Genomic DNA, 19,831 nt, shown 5'->3' on the forward strand with positions numbered 1-19,831 from the left:
AAGGGTTAAATTTTCATAAAAATACAATCTTTGGTATTTAAAGTATTGGTATTTACAATTACACGCCCTACTTTTAGCAATTCAACAACAACTAATCAACAACTTACGTATGAAAAAAATGTTACTGGTGCTGCTTTTGGGCTTTGCACTTACTATTGTCTCTTGTGGTGGCAATAAACGGGAGGGAGAACCTAAGGTCTTGGTCTTCTCTAAAACCATGGGGTTTAAACATGCTTCTATTCCTGCCGGGATAGCGGCAATTCAAAAATTGGGTAAGGAGAACGGCTTTGTGGTAGATACCACTAAAAATGCATCACTCTTTACCGAGGAAAATTTAGGGCAGTATGCCGCCATTATTTTTTTAAGTACCACGGGCAATGTGCTGGACCAATATCAAGAAGCAGCATTTGAACGTTATATACAGGCCGGGGGTGGCTATGTGGGTATTCATGCAGCGGCAGATACGGAATATGACTGGGGATGGTACAATAAACTTGCCGGCGCCCAATTTCTAAGCCATCCTAGTGGTACGCCTACGGCGGATTTTATCATTAAGGACAATACCTTTAAAGCCACGGAATTTTTCACGGACACGGTTTGGAACAGGACAGATGAACTCTACAATTACAAAAATATCAATCCAGAAGTTAAGGTATTGATGACCTTGGACGAGTCAACTTATGAAGGAGGGGCCAATGGAGATTTCCATCCTATTGCTTGGTATCATGATTTTGATGGAGGACGCGCATTTTATACAGGAGGAGGCCATACCGATGCCAGTTTTTCCGAGGAGCTGTTTCTAAAACATGTATTGGGCGGAATACAATATGCCATTGGTAACAATTTAAATTTGGACTATTCCAAGGTATCGTCACAAATACCCCCAGATGCTGACCGTTTTGCAAAGGTTACATTAAATGAAGGAGGATTTTTTGAACCTACTGAAATGGCCGTTTTGCCCAATGGTGATGTGTTGATTGCCCAACGTAGGGGAGAAGTTATCTTATATAATGATGAGACAAAAGCATTGACCGAGGTTGCAAAATTGGATGTGTACAGCAAAACCTTGAACACCCCGGGAGTAAATGCGGAAGAGGGATTAATGGGCCTACAAAAAGATCCTGATTTTGAAAATAACAATTGGATCTATCTATATTACGCACCAACAGGAGATGATTGGGTCAATAGATTATCGCGTTTTAAATATAAGGACGGTAATTTTGACCTAGAATCTGAACAAGTGATTCTTGAAGTAGATTCCCAAAGGGAAATATGCTGCCATACGGGAGGATCCATTGCCTTTGGACCCGATAATCTCCTTTATCTTTCAACGGGAGACAATTCTACACCATTTAATGAGCCGGACCAAAAATATGTAAACAATGGGTTTGCCCCGTTGAACGATACCCCGGGTCATGAACAATATGATGCCCGAAGAACATCGGCCAATACCAATGATCTACGAGGTAAGATTTTAAGGATTAAGGTCAATGAAGACGGTAGTTATGCTATTCCAGAAGGAAATTTGTTTCCCGTAGGAACCGAGAAAACAAGACCGGAAATTTATACCATGGGACATAGAAACCCGTATAGGATATCCGTAGATATCAAAAGGGGCTATCTGTATTGGGGAGATGTAGGGCCAGATGCCAGGGCAGATAGTTTGTCCACAAGAGGTCCTAAAGGATATGATGAAATGAACCAGGCGCGTAAACCGGGCAATTTTGGTTGGCCTTTATTTATTGGGGACAACTTTGCTTACAAGGAATATAACTATGAAACGGGCGAAACTGGTGAGGAATTTAATCCGGAAAGACCAATGAACACCTCCCGAAACAATACGGGGCTAAATGAATTACCACCAGCAATACCAGCTTATGTATATTACCCTTATGATGAGTCCGCTAGCTTTCCACAAACAACAACTGGTGGTAGAAATGCAATGGCCGGTCCAACATACTATTCCGATTTATATGAAGGTGATGAAAAACTACCGAGTTATTATGACGGCAAGGTCATAATATATGATTGGATGCGTGGGTGGATGTTTGCCGTTCATTTAGCGGAGGATGGCAGTTTTAGTAAAATGGAGCCATTTGCACCCCAAATAAAACTGAACAACCTTATAGATATGGAAGTAGGTCCCAATGGTAAGATCTATTTGTTGGAATATGGTAGTGGATGGTTTTCACAGAATGCAAATTCAGCCTTGGGATACATAGAGTTCAATGGCGGAAACAGGCCACCTTTAATAAACGAAGTTACAATTGATAAAACATCGGGTAAATTACCGTTGACCGTAACGGCCAATGTAGTATCCAATGATCGTGAGGGCGATGCCGTACAATATCTTTGGGATTTTGGAAACGGAAATACCAAGGAAACGACGGATCCAAGTGTAAATTACACGTATAATGATGCAGGTTCCTATAAATTGAACGTTACCGTTAGCGATGATAAAGGAGCGTCCGCTACAAGTGAAAGTTCAAGTATTGTAGCAGGAAATTCAAGGCCGGAGATTAATATATCATTAGGTGGGGAAACCCCCTCTTTTTACCTGCCGGGACAAAAGATAGCTTACGATGTTACCGTTACTGACGCCGATGGGACTCCTATAGATTCGGACAATATTTTTGTTAGTGTCGATTATTTGGAAGGCATGGATAAAGTAGCTATGAATTTAGGACATCAGCAGGTATCAGCGGCGGTGACCGGAAAAGCACTTACACAGGCAATGGACTGCAAAACCTGTCATAAGGAAGCAGAAGCGTCCATAGGACCAAATTATAAGGATATTGCAATGAAGTATAAGGATAGGCGTGATGCCGCCAGATATCTGCAGGGTAAAATCGTTACCGGTGGTAGTGGTGTTTGGGGAGAGGTTACCATGCCCGCACACCCAAAAATTACTTCAGATGAGTCTAGACAGATTGCGTTATATATTCTTTCATTGTCCGGAGAGCAGAAGAAGGAGAAATCATTACCTGCCAAAGGCAGTATAACCGCAGCACCGACTACACCAGGGCATATGCTCGTAATTACGGCAAGTTATACGGATGATGGTGGGGAAGGTACCATACCGTTAACAGGTTCCAAATCAATAGCAATACCTAGCAGTACCTTAAAATTTAATGACCAGATGAAGCTTGACGGAATGCAGGCTATGCAATTTGGTGGCATGGATTTACTGCTGATAGGAAAATCTAGCGGTTGGTTCATGTTGGAAGACATATCTTTAAAAGGAGTAAAATCAGTTTCTTTTACCGCTGGATGGCAATCGCCTCCTACTATGTATTTTGATTTTGAAATCCATGAGAACACTCCAGATGGTCCTCTTGTTGGATCTGGAAGATTAAATGCACAGCCAGAAGGCACGCAAGGTACCATGTTCACAGTTCCCATAACGGGAACGATTTCAGGTACCGTCCCGTATTATGTAACCTTTAAAGGGGAGGAAGGTAAGGAACTTTCACAGCTGGCCTTGACCAGTGCTATTTTTAAATAGGAAATTCAAAAATGATAAAGCCCGCTAATAGCGGGCTTTTTTTTTGATATATAATTAGATTCTATTGTTTACATACTTTTTATTTGATCATTTTCTTACTGATCAATTTTCCAATTTGCATCAATAGGGATATTTCTTTTTCGGAAAAGTCATAGGGGATAGGTTTTGCTATTCCAATAGTACCGTAAAGGGTATTGTCATGTAATAGGGGTGCGGCCAATGAACCTTCTACTTTAGTATCCTTGGCAGAGGGTCTGGCTACACCAGAATCATCGGTTTGTAAATTGCACATTTCTACTGGTTTTTTTCGTTCTGCAGCAATACCGGCCATACCTTTTCCTATGGGGATGGTGGTAAGTTTAGGTATTAAGAATTCGGGAATTCCTTTATGGGCCGTCAATTGTAATAGTGAGTTTTGGTCAAGTGTATGTATGGTACCCGTGGTACAATCGAAAAAATTCAAGGTGGCGTTTAAGACCAGTTCCCAATTTGGGTGATCATTCCCTAATTCGTCAGTTATTGTTTTAGGAATTTCAGAAGTAATACTCATTATAATTTGTGTTCATGCCCACTAAAGGGGTTGTATCTTATTTAGACCAATAAATGTACATTTTTATCTTTTTGAAGTCATATATATTTTAAGCAACTTTAGTTCCTCTGGGCGGTCTGCGATAAGCATAATAGCCTAGTACGGCGTTAATGGCCTTTGCAATAGCTATGCGAATAGGGTATAGTTCTTCTCCCAATGAAGCATCTATTGACCTAAGTTGCATGTAATAATCACTGATTAGGGGATAATTTTTATTTGCGGCAATATGTCTTTCTGCATGAAGGACGGCTTCCGGTTTTCCTTCCTTAATAGGTTTACATGTTACTAGCGTAGGCTTATTGTTCTTGTGGAGCATAGCTGAAAAACCAAATAGTCTACAAATTAGACCCCTATGTGCATAATCTGAACAAAAACCTATTTCCCCGGGGGATAAAATTGAATTCAGTATAGGACAAAGTGTTGTAGAGCGATCATTGTTCAATTGGTCCAAATATAGCTCCGCCTCTCCATTCTTGAATAATGAATAGGCAAAAGGTAGAAATTCCAAAGCAGTGGCATTGATATCCGGTTTTGTGCAACACTTGCCGCAACCGGCAACACAGCCTAACCCAGTGGATTTTTGAAAGGAGCCCACCTCCTTTTCCAATTGGTAGAAAACACGTTCTACGGCTCGGACTTTATGGTATATTGACAATCAATAAAAATTAGGGGAACGAAGGTAGGCTAAGTTTGCATACAACGACCAAAAGCTTTGAAAAATTATGAATTTTTTTACTATAAATGAATGGGGGTACGTAGTAAAACCAACTAAAATCGCTCTGTTTTTAGTTTTTTGCCATAATTGGTATTTCTCTCAATAATGGTAAACCCGATCACCCCCAAGACCTGCTCTTCCTCGGTTAGCACTTGTACTTCCCATTCCCCGGGCCTAATATTATTTTTGAACGTATATCCTCTAAAGCCTCCATCTCTACCACCGGTAATATCATAACCAATGTCATCTAAATTCTCCCACTCTTCGGTCTTTGGGTTATACCATCTCCAACGATGAAAAACCGCTTTTTTTAAATTGGTAGGAGCAAAGATTGAAGAAAAGATATAGACATTCTGGTCTGGAGTATAGCTAAATTCCAAATTATGTTTTCGCCAGAAAACATAAGAATCTTCTGCCTCATAAGTAACGTGGTATTCATTATTCTTCAGTTCAATGTTATGGGCTACGATTCCTTTATCCAGGGCAAGGGGTACCGGAGGTATGAGCTTCATAAAATAGAACAGATTTATTACCGCATATATGACCAATATAATACCGATCATCTTGCCTAATTGTATTTCTTTTCTTGTGCTAGGACTTTTACTGTAAATAAAGGTCAAAAGAACCAAGGTACATAATAGGCTTATTCCGCCAGAAATCAAAAAGACCATATTGTTCAATTCCTTTAGGAATACGGGTACCATAAATGCAAAGAAGGTAAAACTGATAAAATAATAAACCCCAAATTGCAGGTATTTGTTGGAGATTCTTTTTTTTAAAAATTCATTGGCAATCAATAATAGGACCAGAATTATAAAAAATGATGCCGTTTTGGATAAGGAGACACTTCTTGAAAAATAGATGACATACGCACTGGAAAGACCTCCAAAGAAAAATTGAATTGCCAAGGGCAGATACTCTGTATATCGTTCAAGGAATGTATGTTTCCATTTACCGTCGTCTGCCAAATTGTAGAGGTAAAGGGTAATGGAAAGGGATGTCATGTGTAGGCATAGAACCGTTAGGTCATAAGTACGATCTATGCGGCCTAAGGTCAATGTGTCAAATATAAAACCCCCAATGAAGAAAAGGATGGGGGCGTATTTAGAATGCCTTCGAATAAAACTTCTAAAAGCACTATTTCTAAATTTTACGAAAGTTCTTTTCATTGATTAAGGATGGTATGCACTAAAAATAACACAATTATTTGTGCACCCTTGACGCTAAGGCCAACATTTATACCTTATAACCATTGTACTTAATACGCTTGTTATTCATTTACCTGTTGGCTATTGATATAAAAATTTGGGTCTACTGCTAGTGTACTTAGATCGCCCTTAAGTTTTTTGGTTTGCCACTTATTGCCAGGTTTGATCCAAAAGGGGTTGTTTTCTAAATAAATACGTATAGGAAGCCTAAAGTCTGTATTAGTATTGGTGTACCGGTACATGAATTTATTGTCCTTAATTTTATATTCCAGGACAGGAATTTCAACAGTACGTAAATACTGGTCAAAGAAAGGTTTTAAGTTCAAGTCCATCTGCTCGGCAATATATGTTTCAATCTGTGCCGTAGTAACTGTTTTATGATAAAATTCCTTGTTTAGACCTCGTAGTATCGTGCGCCATTTTTCATCGTTGTTGACAACCTGTCTTAACGTATGTAATATATTGGAGCCTTTATAATACATATCTCCACTACCTTCATAATTAACATCGTATATACCAATGATTGGTCTATCGTTGCGTATATTTTTACGAATACCCTGAACATAAGCGTTCGCTGCCTCAGTACCATAATGATAGTCCAAGAACAGGCTTTCAGAATAGCAGGTAAAACCTTCATGCACCCACATATCCGCTGCATCCTTATAGGTGATATTATTGGCGAACCATTCATGACCCGCTTCATGGATAATGATAAAATCAAATTTTAGTCCCCATCCAGATCGTGATAGGTCTCTACCCAAATACCCTTTTAGATATTGATTGCCATAAGTTACGGAGCTTTGATGCTCCATGCCTAGATAAGGTACTTCAACCAGCTTAAACGAATCTTCATAGAACGGGTAGGGACCAAACCAATGTTCAAAAGCCTTCATCATTTTTGGGGCATCTTTAAAATGCTCTTTTGCTTTCTCCAAATTATCCTTTAAAACGTAGTAATCCATATCCAGGGCACCATTTTCTCCTTGGTATATTTCATCGAAATGAACGTAATCTCCAATATTTACATTTACTCCATAATTGTTAATAGGATTGGAAACGAACCAATGATAGGTATTGGTTTCTTTGTCGATACTTCTTAGTCGTCCATTAGATACGTTCATTAGACCTTTTGGGGCTTTTACACTAATCAACATACTATCTACCTCGTCATACATGTGATCTTTATTGGGCCACCATACACTTGCTCCCAGACCTTGGCAGGAAGTGGCAATGAAATCTTTGCCGTTATTATCTTTTTTCCAAGAAAATCCGCCATCCCAAGGAGCATTGACCGCTTCTTTGGGCTTTCCGGAATATGTGATAATTACCTCATTGTAATCACCGTTAATCTGTGGTTTTGTCAATGTAATAAAATGGGCATTGCCGTTATGCTCTACATCCAAAACTTTTCCGTCTTGCATAACTTTTTCAATCTGCAAAGGAGGTTGTAGGTCAACTTGTAGGACCTGATGCGGTTGTAATACTTTGTAACGTATAGTGTTGGTACCGTTGATATATTTTTCGGCAGGGTCAACTTCAATATTTAAATGATAGTAATTTAAATCCCACCAAGCGCGTTCTGCAGTTATGCTGCCTCTAAGGGTATCTTGTTCAGTAAAAGTTTGGGCTTGTAAAAGTCCAGCAAGACCTAAACAAATTGCAAATGCTGTTTTTCTCATGTTTGCGATTAAAATAGTTTGGGATTCAATAATGTTAAAAGGTGTTTACCTAAATATTCCATTTGGAAATACAACGGGACTTTCAAATCCGTTTTCACCAACTGCAGATACGCCAAAGAAATAATTATCGATTACAATACCGTTCAAAACAAATTCAGTGACATCGCCAACATAACGGCTATTGTCCCAAGTAGGGGAAGTAGTATCCCTCCAATAGATTTTGTAACCTTTGGCACCATTTACCTTACTCCATTGAAATTTTGCCGCAGGCTGAACGATACCGCCAATCTTAACGGTCATAGGTGCTGGTGGCGCCCAGGCCAGTGATGCCAGGTTGATAGCATTTACCGCGGTCAGTTTAGCGGCATATTCAAAATTTACGTGTTCCAGTACATCACCATAGGCAATGCCATCTTCTACACGTATATCTTGGTGTTGTTGGGTATAATTTTCATGGGCTTCCATGATACGTATACCTGGAAAACCTGCGTCATTAAATGGCCTGTGATGACCACCACGACCAAAACGGTCTAGACGGTATATCATCATTGGGTTCATTTCGGGCATATACAGCGTTACGTTTTTGTGAACATATCTAGCCAATTGTCTAGAAACGCCATCTACTTCACCTCCATAAAAACGTCTTGCCTTTCTTTGTTCTTCTGTTTCCGTAGGGGGAACGGGCTCTGAAAAAATTCTAAAATCTACGTTGCTGATTGTGCCGTCCACACCTTTAATGTTACCTATCATGTCATTATTAAAAATACCGATAACTTCCCAGCCTTGGTCCTTAGCGTATTGAGCTACGCCACCACCGCCAAAGAGACCTTGTTCCTCTCCGGAAAGTCCCATATAGATTATACTGTTTTCAAAGGTGTATTTAGAAAGTACGCGGGCAGCCTCTAAGGTACCGGCCATTCCACTAGCATTATCATTTGCGCCCGGTGAATCATCTGTAAAATTGGTAGGGTCACTAACACGTGAATCTATATCACCACTCATGATGATAAATCTATTAGGATAAGTTGTTCCTTTTTGTATTGCCAGGACATTTACAATTTCAACATCCTTTACAATACGTTGATTGGCTCCTTTTTTTACCAAATCTTTTTGAAAGAACACATTTAGACAACCATTACATGCAGCTGAGGTTTTTTCAAATTCGCTTTTGATCCATCTTCTTGCAGCACCAATTCCCCTGGTACTGGAAACCGTATCGCTTAATGTATGCCTTGTACCAAAATTTGCCAGTTTGGTAACATCGTTTTTAATACGTTCGGCAGAAACTGCATCTATAATATCATAAATGCGTTGATCGGTCTGGGCGTTTATTACAAACGTAAAAGCTAAAAATAGGAATAGGTAAAGGTTTTTCATTTCAAGTTTTTTAATAGGAAAATATAGTGTTGGCAATTTGCTTCTAAAATTAAGTAAAATATAAGGGCGGCCATAATTTGATGCGAAAAACTATATCCGGTCTAACCGTAATTAAAAAGTTTTAAAGAGTTGTTTTCAATAGCTTTTTTTCGTTTTCTTTTGGATGAGGTAGTAGACACCTAATAATGGGCCTATACCTAGCAGTATGAATAACAAATTAATTGGGATAATTGTTTGAAGCAATCCAAGGAGCTGAATACTAACAATAGTAATTGCAAAACCAATACAATTTACAATAGTAAGCGCTGTACCCTTTAATTGTGGGGATACAGAAGAGGCTACCAGATTAGAGAACTGAGGAGAATCTGCTGTAACGGCTATTCCCCATAAACACCAACATGTCAAAAATAGATATACGGGCAATACGAATATTACGGGCGAAATAAAACAGAATATGCCGGATGTAAGCAACGCTTTCAATGCAACCTTTTTACTTCCTATACGTTGAGAGATCATTCCTCCAAAAGCACAGGATAGCCCACCGAGCGCAATTACGATTCCCGTCCATAAAAAAACCGATAAATCGTTGTCGGTCTTATTAGAAAACCATTGCAAGGCAATAGGGGTAAATGCCCAAAAGGCATAAAGCTCCCACATGTGGCCAAAATACCCAAAAGCGGCTTTTTTAAAATCATGATTTTTGAAAAGTCTTGGACCTGCATTTAATTGTAAAGAGGTGCTTGCCACCCTGTAGGGACCGTTAGGTACAAGTGCTACTAGTAGAAAACCTCCCAAGACGGTTATACCAGAAGTAAGCTTTATAACACTATTAGGATCATTTGCCCAAGATGTACCTTTTATTAGAAAAGGAAATGCAGTACCTAAAACCAAGGCGCCCACCAAAAAGCCCAAAGCTTTCCCTAGTCCTTTTTCATAATAATCGGCTGCAATCTTCATTCCTACCGGATAGATACCGGCAAGGAAAAAGCCGGTACCAAATCTAGCAAGCAATAAACCAGAGATGTTCAAATTAGGTGCAATAAGGGTTAAATTGGATAAAGCAGCCAAACAAGCGCACACCATAAAAACTTTTGAGGGCGAAAATCGATCGGCAATCATTAGAATTCCAAAAATCAATGTGCCTATTATGAATCCGAATTGTACTGATGAGATGACATAACCAACAATATCAGGACCAAAATTTAAATTTTTGGCCAACGATCGTATAATGGCATTGCCCGCAAACCAAGTTGAGGTACAGGCAAACTGTGAAACTATTATAATAGGGAGTATATGTAGCGTTTGCTTCAATAGATCAATGTAAAAAGGTAACCTTGGCTATTTTATTATGTTCAATTTCATAAATACCTATTGCCGAGAAGGACTTACCGTTGGCAGTTATAAATTCTTCATCTATGACAATATTACCGATCACGATTCTATTCTTTGATTCACAGTGTAGGTCTGGTGTCGTTGCAAAAAAATCAGAATATCGATTTCGCATGTTTTCAATACCCGCTGTTCTAAGTACGCCATTGTCACCATAAATTTTTACATTTTCAGCGTACGGGCTTAAAAAAGTATTGATGTTTTTTTGGTTATAACCTTCAAGCTGGCGTTGTACAAGTATTTCCGGATCATATTTAGTGGGTAAATCCTGGATAAAGGTCATACTGTTTATAAGTCCATCAACTTTATATATTGCAACTTGTTGATGCTGTTTTCCACCAATGGTAACCTGTTCTTGGTCTATGACGGTCTGCCCCAGATGTATCCTAGAGGCGACTTTTACCTCTACAGACGGTGTTCTATCATAGAAACGTTGATATTTTTCCTTGAGAATTTGTCGTCCAACATACAGTGTATCCATTGGATAATTAGATACAATAACGTTTTCGGAAAAACAATTTGCAAATGCATTGACATCTCGGGCATTGAACGTTTCAACTTGCTGGTCAACAATTCTTTTTTGTGAATCATTGGAAACAAAACTTAAATAATTTCCTTGCGGACTTATGGCCAACCTAGAGATACTGTTCACATCTGGATTATTGATTTGGTAGACCATTTTCCAATTCTTATCCTTTTTTGGATTAAACGATAGAATATTATTGTCAAAAGCAGTAATTAGGCTTCCGTTTTTCAACCAACTAATATCTTCTGAATTTTCTGGCAATGATATGATATCCTCTGTATTTAAGTATTGAGGACTTAACGATTTGACCATATTTGTGGTGTTAGATTTTGAAATATAACTTATAAGATCACTATCAGGTAATTTATGTAAAGATCTGCCCACATTTTGTTGAACCGTAATATTGGTAAGATTTTTTAAGTTGGATATAACTAGGTCCATTCTATTTTCGCGCAAAACCGTGCAGACCAGTAAGTCTTTAGAAAACCACACATGATAACCAACTTTTAAACTATCCAAAAGAACGCCGTGTTCATTGGTGTCCAAATTATATTCATAAAGTCTTTGTAAACCATTGTCATCCAATCTAATAGCTGAAACCGCATTTTTCCCAGGTATTTTCGCTGGGGAATATTCGCTGCCATTTGGGGTATTGGTAAGCCATGAAATAGACCTGTCGTTAATATGGTACAACGCAATATCCGTTTGACCGTTTCTCGTAGCTGCAAATAACAAATTGTCATTATCAAAAAACGAAGGCTGATTATCATAGCCTTCGTTATTGGAAATATTAATGGCATTATTTATATACAAGGAATCAATTTCCATTTCCAAATTGGTCAAATATACCTCTGTGCTTTGTTGGGCTTGCAGATGAATAAAGGGCATAATACTAAGCAATAGCCAAAAACACTTAAATTTCATAAAATTAAATTGAGGTAAATATCAATGCTTCTCTGCAAACCTTTTTAAAATGGAACGCACGTTTTTAGTGTTGTCCACAAAGTATTTAGCTTGTGTTTTTTGCCTGCCAACCTTAACGGTTACGGCGTCATCAGGTAATTCCTGAAACATAAATTCATCGGTCCAATCGTCACCAATAGCAAAAACAAAGTCATATTCATGCTCCGTATAAACTCGCATAGAGGCTCTACCTTTGTTTACGTTACTGCTTTTTATTTCCATAACCTTGTTGCCATTTAGAACGCTGAGATCATCATTGGCTATAAGACTGGTTAATACCGTGTTTAGTTCTACCGATCTCTTTTGTCCAAAATCTGGATCGGTGTTTCTATAGTGCCAAGCTAAAGAGTAATTCTTTTCTTCAATAAAACTTCCAGGTGTTCGATCAACAAAAGACTCAAGAACCGGTAGAATTTTTTCCATCCAATCTTTTTTGACCGTTTCAAGCATTCTAAACTCTTCTCCACCTTGTGAGATCCATACGCCATGTTCAACGATCATATTGTATTTTTTGGGAAGGAACCATTTGGTAAATGTTTCCTTGTCCCTTCCACTGATCAAATACATATCCGTATTTTCCTGTGAAGAAATTTGATCTAGCAGTTCGTACAACGCTTCATCAGGTGAAGCTTTTTGAGGGTCATTATGAAAACCGGCCAACGTGCCATCATAATCCAAGAAGACCAACCTTCTTTTTGCATTCTTATACTCTTTCATGATCACGTTCATCACATCCACGGATAAACGGCTAGACACATAAGTTTGATTATTATGTTTTTGATTGATCAAGGAGTTCATAAAGTCATTGGCCCATTTTTCTACATTATAGCGTTCCAATCTTTTTTGCAACAGGGCATTACGTGAAATCTGCTCTTCCTTAGGCATGTTCAAGGCTTCGTTCAAAGAATCGGCGATCTGTTCAAAGTTATTTGGATTGATCAATAAGGATTCGTTCATCTCATTGGCAGAACCTGCCATTTCGCTCAATATCAACACTCCGGTCTGATCTGTCCTTGTAGCAATATATTCTTTGGCTACCAGATTCATACCATCCCTAATGGGGGTTAACCATGCAATATCCGATGATGTGTATAGGTCGATCAGATTATCAAAAGGCATAGACCTATAAAAATACCAAATAGGTGTCCAGCTTACGGTAGATAGTTCACCATTGATTCTGCCCACCAATTCATCTATTTCCCTTTTCAATAACTGGTATTGGGGAACGTTTGACCTAGAAGGAACGGCAAGGATAATAAGACGTACTTTTTCCTTATACTGCGGATATTTGTTCAAAAAGTACTCAAATGCCTTAAGACGTTTGGCTATACCTTTTGTGTAATCAAGGCGGTCAATGGACAAAAAGAATTTTGCATCTGGAGCAGATTTCTTATGGGTATCCAACCTTTTTTGAAGTTCTGATTTTTCGTCTTCGCTTCGTTGGGAATGTTCTTTGGCCGCATTGCTGAACTTTTTATAGTCAATGCCCATAGGAAAAGAATCCACCTTAATAATACGGTCATCCAAATAAATATCATTAAAGCTTACTTCTAAGCCTAAAAGCCTTCTTACGGAACTTAAAAAGTGACGTTCGTAATCATAGGTGTGAAAACCAATTAGATCAGAGCCCAAAAGCCCGGAAAGTACCTCTTTACGCCATGGCAATGTTCTAAAAATCTCATAAGAGGGAAATGGGATATGCAAAAAGAAACCAATTGAAATATCCGGCCTTTCTGCACGCACCATTTGTGGTACAAGCATTAATTGATAATCATGTACCCAAATCGTATCATCGTTATTGGCCTTTTCTAAAATGGCATCGGCAAATTTTTGATTGACCGCTTTGTAGATTTCCCAACTTTCCAGTTCAAATTCGGAATATTCCAAGAAATAATGAAATAAGGGCCAAATGGTCCTGTTGCTAAAACCATAGTAAAAACCATCCACTTCCTTTTCGGTAAGGTTTACCTTGCTGGAACCATGTTCGGCTAGGGCGCTGTCAATTTTAGAAACAAGTTCCTCTGGTATTTCCTCATCCGTAAGTCCGCTCCATCCGATCCACAGACTATCTCCACCAGAATGAACGGATTTCATACCGGTTGCCAATCCTCCTACGCTTGGAACGGCCGTAATGTCTCCATTGCTAATTTGTAATTGAACAGGTAATCTATTTGAGATAATGATAGTTTTAGCCATAAAAGAGATTTATTTGCTTCTTCTTGAAAATTATTTTTCTAAATTTCGTGAAAAAGGAGGGCAATACCAATTGAAACCTCAAATGAATCAAGAATTTTATTGAATGGATAATTTAGACTACGGAATAATAGGAAATTGTAGAAGTGCAGCATTAATATCAAAAACAGGAAGCATAGATTGGTGTTGTTTGCCAGAATTTGACAGTCCATCTGTGTTTGCAAAATTACTGGATGAGGAAATAGGGGGTAGTTTTGAAATACATGTTGATGATAGTTATAAAATTACCCAGAAATATGAACCATATACCAATATATTGATCACTTCCTTTAAATCTGGGGAACATCATTTTGAGATCCATGATTTTATGCCAAGGTATAGGAAGGAAGGTAACGCATATCATGCTCCGCCAGAATTGATTCGCTATTTTAAATACGTATCCGGTACACCCAAATTCTCGGTACTATATGATCCAAAGCTTGAATATGCTATAGGAACAACGGAATCCTTTATAAAAAAGGATTTTGTGGCCAGTTTAACCCATGATGTAAAGTTTGATACCATATTTCTATATTCATCCTTTGCTAAAGAACGTATTGTAAATTCTGAGCAAATAGAACTTACTGAGGATGGATATATATTAATAGGCTATAATGAAAAACTGTTGTTGCCTACTACGGAACGTGCTTATTTAGATTTACAAAATACAAGGGTCTATTGGTTGAATTGGTCCAATTTAACGCCAACCTATAAAAAATTCAACGAGGAAATTTCACGAAGTGCCCTCACGTTAAAGTTATTGAGTTATGATAAGACCGGTGCCGTACTGGCTGCGGCAACAACCTCCTTGCCAGAAACCATAGGTGAGGTTAGGAATTGGGATTATCGTTTTTGTTGGATCCGTGATGCATCTATGGTAATCAAGGTAGTATCTGAACTTGGCCATAAAAATGTGGCAAGACGCTACTTGCAGTTTATTATTGATTTAATCCCGGATAAGGCAGAAAAACTACAGATAATGTACGGGATTAATAAGGAGAAGAAGTTAACGGAGGAAACATTGGATCACTTGGCCGGTTACAAAGGTTCCAAACCCGTTAGAGTAGGTAATGCGGCCTATCACCAAAAGCAGAATGATATTTATGGTATTTTAATGGATGTCATATATGAGCAAATGGTAAAGTTTAGTGTTGATATCGATAACGGGGAGGATCTATGGGCCATTACCAAAGGAATTGTTTGGATCGTTAGTAATAACTGGAAAGATGCGGATAAGGGTATTTGGGAATTTAGAGCTGAGGACAGACATTTTACATTTTCTAAGGTATTGTGTTGGACCGCATTGGACAGGGCGATCAAAGTAGCGGAAATGCTTGATAAGAAGCATAAAATTGAAAAATGGGAGCCAATACGAGCGGAGATATGGAAAGATATCTATGACAACGCGTGGAATGATGAAGTTGGCGCCTACACCCAATCTTACGGTTCTAAGGAATTGGATGCCTCAGTTTTGTTAATGGAATCCTACGGATGTGTGGATGCCAAAGATGAACGTTACATTAGTACGGTCCATGCCATTGGAAAAGAGTTAAGTAATGATGGACTATTGTACCGTTACAAAAATGAGGACGATTTTGGACTGCCATCTTCTTCCTTTACCGTATGTACGTTCTGGTATATCAATAGTTTGTTTAAAATTGGCGAGCGTAAGAAGGCTTTGGAATATTTTGAGCGTTTATTGGGCTATAGCAATCATTTAGGATTATTTAGTGAGGACATAGATTTCAAGACCAAACGATTGCTCGGTAATTTTCCACAAGCCTATTCACATCTAGCGTTAATAGAATGTGCCATTAACTTTTCAAAGAAAGACAGTGAAGATCAAATGGTAGAGTCGTTACGAGATTGATTATAATACGAATCTTTTTATTTTTTGTAAGAGATTCTTAAAGTGGGCAATGTTCGTAAACGGATTCATTACGGTAATCCTCATATAGAATTTTTGCCTCAATTTGGTTTGTACAATATAAAATTCGCCATCTTCTAACAAAGATTGGCGAATTTTTGCATTTAGCGCATTCTCACGTTCTAAGGTCAAAGATGGGGAACAATATCTAAAGCAAACAATGTTGGACATTGGGGTTATGGCAACTTCAAAATTGGGCTCATCTTCAATAAGGTCCGCAAACAGTTTTCCCATATCATATAATTGGGTTACGTAAGCGTCAAAAACTTCTTCACCATAAAATTTTAGTAGCGTATACCAATGGATGGCCATCATATTCTTTGTACACTCAAAGGTACGTTTGCCAGAATTATACCAATCTTCATGTTCCGAGTCTGACAATAAATAGTCTGCTTTTTGGCTAAACGTGGCCTTGGCATTGACTTCATCCTTAAAAAGGAGAGCAGTCGTCAATGCGGGCATCATCATCATCTTATGTCCATCTATCACCACACTATCCGCATGTTCTATTCCTTTTAAGGTATGCCTGTATTTTTCTGAAAATATCCCTGCACCTCCATGGGCACCGTCCACATGAAACCATATATTCATTTTTTGGGCAAATGCGGCAATCTTTGATAAGTCATCAAAAATTCCGGTTGCCGTAGATGGTGCGCTACCAACTATTGCAAATATTTCAATGCCTTTTGCCTTAGCTTCTTCATATTTTGCAAGTAACACGTCTGTATTCATTGCAAAATTATCGGTTACGGGAATTTTAACGATACCTTGCGCACCCAAGCCCATAATACGCGCAGCACGATCAACACAATAATGAGCTTCTTCACTAACCATAATACCTAGTTGGTTCACCATACCCTTGTTCCATATATCTGCTTGGGTAATGGCCTTGCGGGCACTCAACAAAGCGGTTAGGTTGGCTAGGGTTCCGCCAGAAGTAAGGAACCCGGCAGAGTGGGGGCCATATCCTATCTTTTCGCATAGTTTTTCAGTTATTATGCGTTCTATGGCATTTGACGCCATACCCATTTCATAAACTGCTGTTCCGTTGTTCAATAACGAGCTTATCAATCCAGAAAGAGCGGTTATAGGAGCAGGAGGGGCAACCTGATGGCCCATATAATGGGGATGGTGGATATAAGTGGTATGTTTTGTTATTTCCTTGAATATATCCGCTTTGTCCCCATGGTGCAAAAACTCTTTCCAGAATTGTAGCTCGTTCTCAGGAGTATTCCATGGTATCGCCGTACTGGATAATTGAAAAAGCTTGTTCTCCAGGTGTTCGGTTAATTGGTCAATAAGTGAATGGCCAATGGAATTAAATTCAGATGGACTATATACTTGTTTGAGTAGTTCCTTGTGCATTGTTCAAAATTAGCGGTATGTTAGAATTTGAGCAAATAAAAAACCGCCCTTAAAAGAGCGGTTCCTATTCATTTTACCAAACAACAAAAAGGTAATCTGAACTAGTCAAAGGTATACCCATTGTCTGCGGCAACTTTATCGGCAATTTGTGTGCGTAAAGCTACTACATTAGGGTAGTTCGTATATTTTGTAAAGCGTTTAAGTCCCATTAGCATCATGCGTTGCTCATCACCTTCTGCAAAGGAGATTATAGCTTCCTTACCTTTATTGATGATTTTTTCAACGGCATTGAAAAGATAAAGTTTGGACATGGCTATTTGCGTAGCCTGTGCTTCTTCACCAAAACGTTTCGCATTTTTTTCCGTACGTAATAGGGCAGATTCTGCCATATATACTTCAATAAGGATATCAGATGCCGCCAACATTAATTGTTGGTGCTTTTCCAATTCAGGTCCGTACTTTTGAACTGCAGATCCAGCTACCATTAAAAACACTTTTTTAAGTCTTTTTAAAATATCTTTTTCTTCAGCAAACAATTCAGAAAAATCAGGAGTATCAAAGGAAGGAATTCCCATAAGTTCCTCACCAACGGCAGTTGCAGGTCCTAATAGGTCTACATGACCTTTCATAGCCTTTTTAACAAGCATACCTACAGCTAACATTCTATTGATTTCATTGGTTCCTTCATAGATACGTGCAATTCTTGCATCTCTCCAAGCAGATTCCATTGGTGTATCTGCACTAAAGCCCATTCCACCAAAAATCTGAACACCTTCATCAGCGGTATGTTGAACATCTTCGGATACCGCTACCTTTAATATTGAGCACTCAATTGCATATTCCTCCACACCTTTTAATTCGGCTTCTTGGTGGGTATTACCTTCACTTTCCCTAATAGCAATACGGTCTTCAATATTCTTTGCGGCACGATAGCAGGCAGATTCTCCTACATAGGCATTGGTGGACATATCTGCCAATTTGGCTTTTATAGCACCAAAGTTAACAATGGGAGTTTTGAATTGGATTCTTTCATTAGCGTAATTTACTGCTTCATTGATTACCCTTCTTTGGGCTTCCAAACATGCAGCCGCCAATTTAATACGACCTACATTCAATGCATTCATTGCTATCTTAAAGCCATTTCCTCTTGTTGAGAGCATATTATCCACAGAAACTTTTGTTTCGTTGAAAAATACCTGACGGGTAGAGGAGGAGTGAATTCCTAATTTCTTTTCTTCATCTCCTAATGATATGCCATTACTAGGGTCATTTTCAACGATAAATCCTGTAATATTCTTATCATCCTCTATACGGGCAAATACGATAAACAGGTTACAAAAACCAGCATTTGAAATCCACATTTTCTGACCGGTTATGCTATACGTTTTCCCATCTTCTGATAACACCGCTTTTGTTTTACCGGAATTTGCATCTGATCCGGCACCTGGTTCAGTAAGGCAATATGCACCAAACCATTCACCTGAAGCCAATTTAGGTACATATTTTTGCTTCTGCTCTTCTGTACCGTATAACGTTATAGGCATGGTGCCAATACCGGTATGCGCTCCAAATGCAGTACTAAAAGAACCTGTAGCGCCAGAAATATAATCACAGACCAACATAGTAGAGACAAAGCCCATTCCCATTCCACCATAGGATTCTGGAACGGCAACACTCAATAAGCCCAATTCACCGGCTTTGCGCATAGTTTCTTCCGTATACGCATAATCTTTTTTCTCAAAACGTTCCCAATGCGCCCACAATTCCCTGTCAACAAATTCCTTGGTGCTATCACGCATCATTCGTTGTTCCTCATTTAAGTCCTCTAGGGTGAAAATATCTTCACAATTGGTTTCCTTGACGAGAAATTGTCCTCCTCTAAGAATGTCTTTATTTATTGTTTCTGCACTCATGTTATTAATTGTTTTTAGAAATTAGAATTGAGAGAATAGAAAAGAGAATTATACAAGGCTATTTTGAAACCCCATGGTCATTTTCTGAAATTCTTCAATCTTGTCTTCGAGTAATTTTAATTTAATATCAGTTATATAATTTCTATGATATGCTATTAGTAGTTGTGTTCCTAGTTCAAAAGATGAACCTAAAGAGATACTTAAAAAATGACTAAACGACTTATCTGTTCTTGCAGATCTCTCTGCAATATTGCTTGGAATAGAGATAGAACATCTGCTCATTTGTGAGCTCAAATCAAATCTCTCGTGCTTAGGGAAACTTAAGATAGTATCAGATATATCATTAGCTATGCTTATCCCTAACTTCCAAATTTTTAAATTTCTATAGTTATGCCTGAAAGCCATTTATCTTAATCTTATCTCTTTATTCTAATATCTAAATT

The 19,831-nt window shown here is 38.5% G+C and carries 13 protein-coding genes; 2 read left to right on the top strand and 11 right to left on the bottom strand.

What is annotated here, in order from left to right; all coding sequences use genetic code 11:
• Positions 1–109 precede the first annotated feature (109 nt).
• Entirely contained in the window at positions 110–3,505 is a 3,396-nt protein-coding gene (locus CHB68_RS06620) for a ThuA domain-containing protein (protein WP_089260076.1), read from the top strand.
• A gap of 79 nt (positions 3,506–3,584) precedes the next feature.
• Here CHB68_RS06620 and CHB68_RS06625 read toward each other — a convergent pair whose 3' ends face one another.
• From CHB68_RS06625 to CHB68_RS06660, 8 genes are all read right to left on the bottom strand, one after another.
• Positions 3,585–4,055 (bottom strand): GAF domain-containing protein, encoded by a 471-nt coding sequence (locus tag CHB68_RS06625; protein WP_089260077.1) that lies wholly within the window; start codon positions 4,053–4,055, stop codon positions 3,585–3,587.
• Between the two features lie 88 nt (positions 4,056–4,143).
• Positions 4,144–4,749 (bottom strand): YkgJ family cysteine cluster protein, encoded by a 606-nt coding sequence (locus CHB68_RS06630; RefSeq protein WP_089260078.1) that lies wholly within the window; start codon positions 4,747–4,749, stop codon positions 4,144–4,146.
• A gap of 113 nt (positions 4,750–4,862) precedes the next feature.
• Positions 4,863–5,978 carry a DUF2914 domain-containing protein gene (locus tag CHB68_RS06635; RefSeq protein ID WP_089260079.1) on the bottom strand — a complete coding sequence of 372 codons (1,116 nt, stop codon included), beginning with the start codon at positions 5,976–5,978 and terminating at the stop codon, positions 4,863–4,865.
• A 101-nt stretch (positions 5,979–6,079) separates the two neighbouring features.
• Entirely contained in the window at positions 6,080–7,696 is a 1,617-nt protein-coding gene (locus CHB68_RS06640) for a M1 family metallopeptidase (protein ID WP_089260080.1), read from the bottom strand.
• Positions 7,697–7,741: 45 nt separating this feature from the next.
• On the bottom strand, positions 7,742–9,073 hold the full coding sequence (locus CHB68_RS06645; protein ID WP_089260081.1) for a M28 family peptidase: 1,332 nt from the start codon (positions 9,071–9,073) through the stop codon (positions 7,742–7,744).
• 135 nt (positions 9,074–9,208) lie between these two features.
• Positions 9,209–10,384 carry an MFS transporter gene (locus CHB68_RS06650; RefSeq protein ID WP_089260082.1) on the bottom strand — a complete coding sequence of 392 codons (1,176 nt, stop codon included), beginning with the start codon at positions 10,382–10,384 and terminating at the stop codon, positions 9,209–9,211.
• A gap of 4 nt (positions 10,385–10,388) precedes the next feature.
• The gene (locus CHB68_RS18420; protein WP_143815177.1) at positions 10,389–11,912 is read right to left on the bottom strand and encodes a nuclear transport factor 2 family protein; all 1,524 of its coding nucleotides are present in this window, start codon (positions 11,910–11,912) and stop codon (positions 10,389–10,391) included.
• Between the two features lie 21 nt (positions 11,913–11,933).
• Entirely contained in the window at positions 11,934–14,147 is a 2,214-nt protein-coding gene (locus CHB68_RS06660) for a bifunctional alpha,alpha-trehalose-phosphate synthase (UDP-forming)/trehalose-phosphatase (RefSeq protein WP_089260083.1), read from the bottom strand.
• A 103-nt stretch (positions 14,148–14,250) separates the two neighbouring features.
• On the opposite strand from CHB68_RS06660, the gene CHB68_RS06665 reads away from it, so the two are divergent.
• Positions 14,251–16,053, top strand: coding sequence for a glycoside hydrolase family 15 protein (locus tag CHB68_RS06665; RefSeq protein WP_089260084.1), 1,803 nt, complete (start codon positions 14,251–14,253; stop codon positions 16,051–16,053).
• On the opposite strand, the gene CHB68_RS06670 is transcribed toward CHB68_RS06665, so the two are convergent.
• The 3 genes from CHB68_RS06670 to CHB68_RS06680 form a co-directional block, all read right to left on the bottom strand.
• Entirely contained in the window at positions 16,054–17,475 is a 1,422-nt protein-coding gene (locus CHB68_RS06670; RefSeq protein WP_089260085.1) for a pyridoxal phosphate-dependent decarboxylase family protein, read from the bottom strand. It abuts the gene before it with no gap.
• A gap of 101 nt (positions 17,476–17,576) precedes the next feature.
• Positions 17,577–19,388, bottom strand: a complete 1,812-nt coding sequence (locus CHB68_RS06675; RefSeq protein WP_089260086.1) for an acyl-CoA dehydrogenase family protein — start codon at positions 19,386–19,388, stop codon at positions 17,577–17,579.
• 48 nt (positions 19,389–19,436) lie between these two features.
• Complete coding sequence (locus CHB68_RS06680; RefSeq protein WP_089260087.1) at positions 19,437–19,793, bottom strand: four helix bundle protein; 357 nt, start codon at positions 19,791–19,793, stop codon at positions 19,437–19,439.
• Positions 19,794–19,831 lie beyond the last annotated feature (38 nt).

Origin of the sequence: Maribacter sedimenticola (assembly GCF_900188415.1) — a bacterium.
In the GTDB taxonomy this organism is placed as follows: domain Bacteria; phylum Bacteroidota; class Bacteroidia; order Flavobacteriales; family Flavobacteriaceae; genus Maribacter; species Maribacter sedimenticola.

What these genes read in the sequence shown, in the direction of transcription:
- CHB68_RS06665 (WP_089260084.1), top strand. Translation starts at nt 14,251, where the DNA reads ATGGATAATTTAGACTACGGAATAATAGGAAATTGTAGAAGTGCAGCA.
- CHB68_RS06625 (WP_089260077.1), bottom strand. Translation starts at nt 4,055, where the DNA reads ATGAGTATTACTTCTGAAATTCCTAAAACAATAACTGACGAATTAGGG.
- CHB68_RS06675 (WP_089260086.1), bottom strand. Translation starts at nt 19,388, where the DNA reads ATGAGTGCAGAAACAATAAATAAAGACATTCTTAGAGGAGGACAATTT.
- CHB68_RS06640 (WP_089260080.1), bottom strand. Translation starts at nt 7,696, where the DNA reads ATGAGAAAAACAGCATTTGCAATTTGTTTAGGTCTTGCTGGACTTTTA.
- CHB68_RS06670 (WP_089260085.1), bottom strand. Translation starts at nt 17,475, where the DNA reads ATGCACAAGGAACTACTCAAACAAGTATATAGTCCATCTGAATTTAAT.
- CHB68_RS18420 (WP_143815177.1), bottom strand. Translation starts at nt 11,912, where the DNA reads ATGAAATTTAAGTGTTTTTGGCTATTGCTTAGTATTATGCCCTTTATT.
- CHB68_RS06645 (WP_089260081.1), bottom strand. Translation starts at nt 9,073, where the DNA reads ATGAAAAACCTTTACCTATTCCTATTTTTAGCTTTTACGTTTGTAATA.
- CHB68_RS06620 (WP_089260076.1), top strand. Translation starts at nt 110, where the DNA reads ATGAAAAAAATGTTACTGGTGCTGCTTTTGGGCTTTGCACTTACTATT.
- CHB68_RS06635 (WP_089260079.1), bottom strand. Translation starts at nt 5,978, where the DNA reads ATGAAAAGAACTTTCGTAAAATTTAGAAATAGTGCTTTTAGAAGTTTT.
- CHB68_RS06660 (WP_089260083.1), bottom strand. Translation starts at nt 14,147, where the DNA reads ATGGCTAAAACTATCATTATCTCAAATAGATTACCTGTTCAATTACAA.
- CHB68_RS06680 (WP_089260087.1), bottom strand. Translation starts at nt 19,793, where the DNA reads ATGGCTTTCAGGCATAACTATAGAAATTTAAAAATTTGGAAGTTAGGG.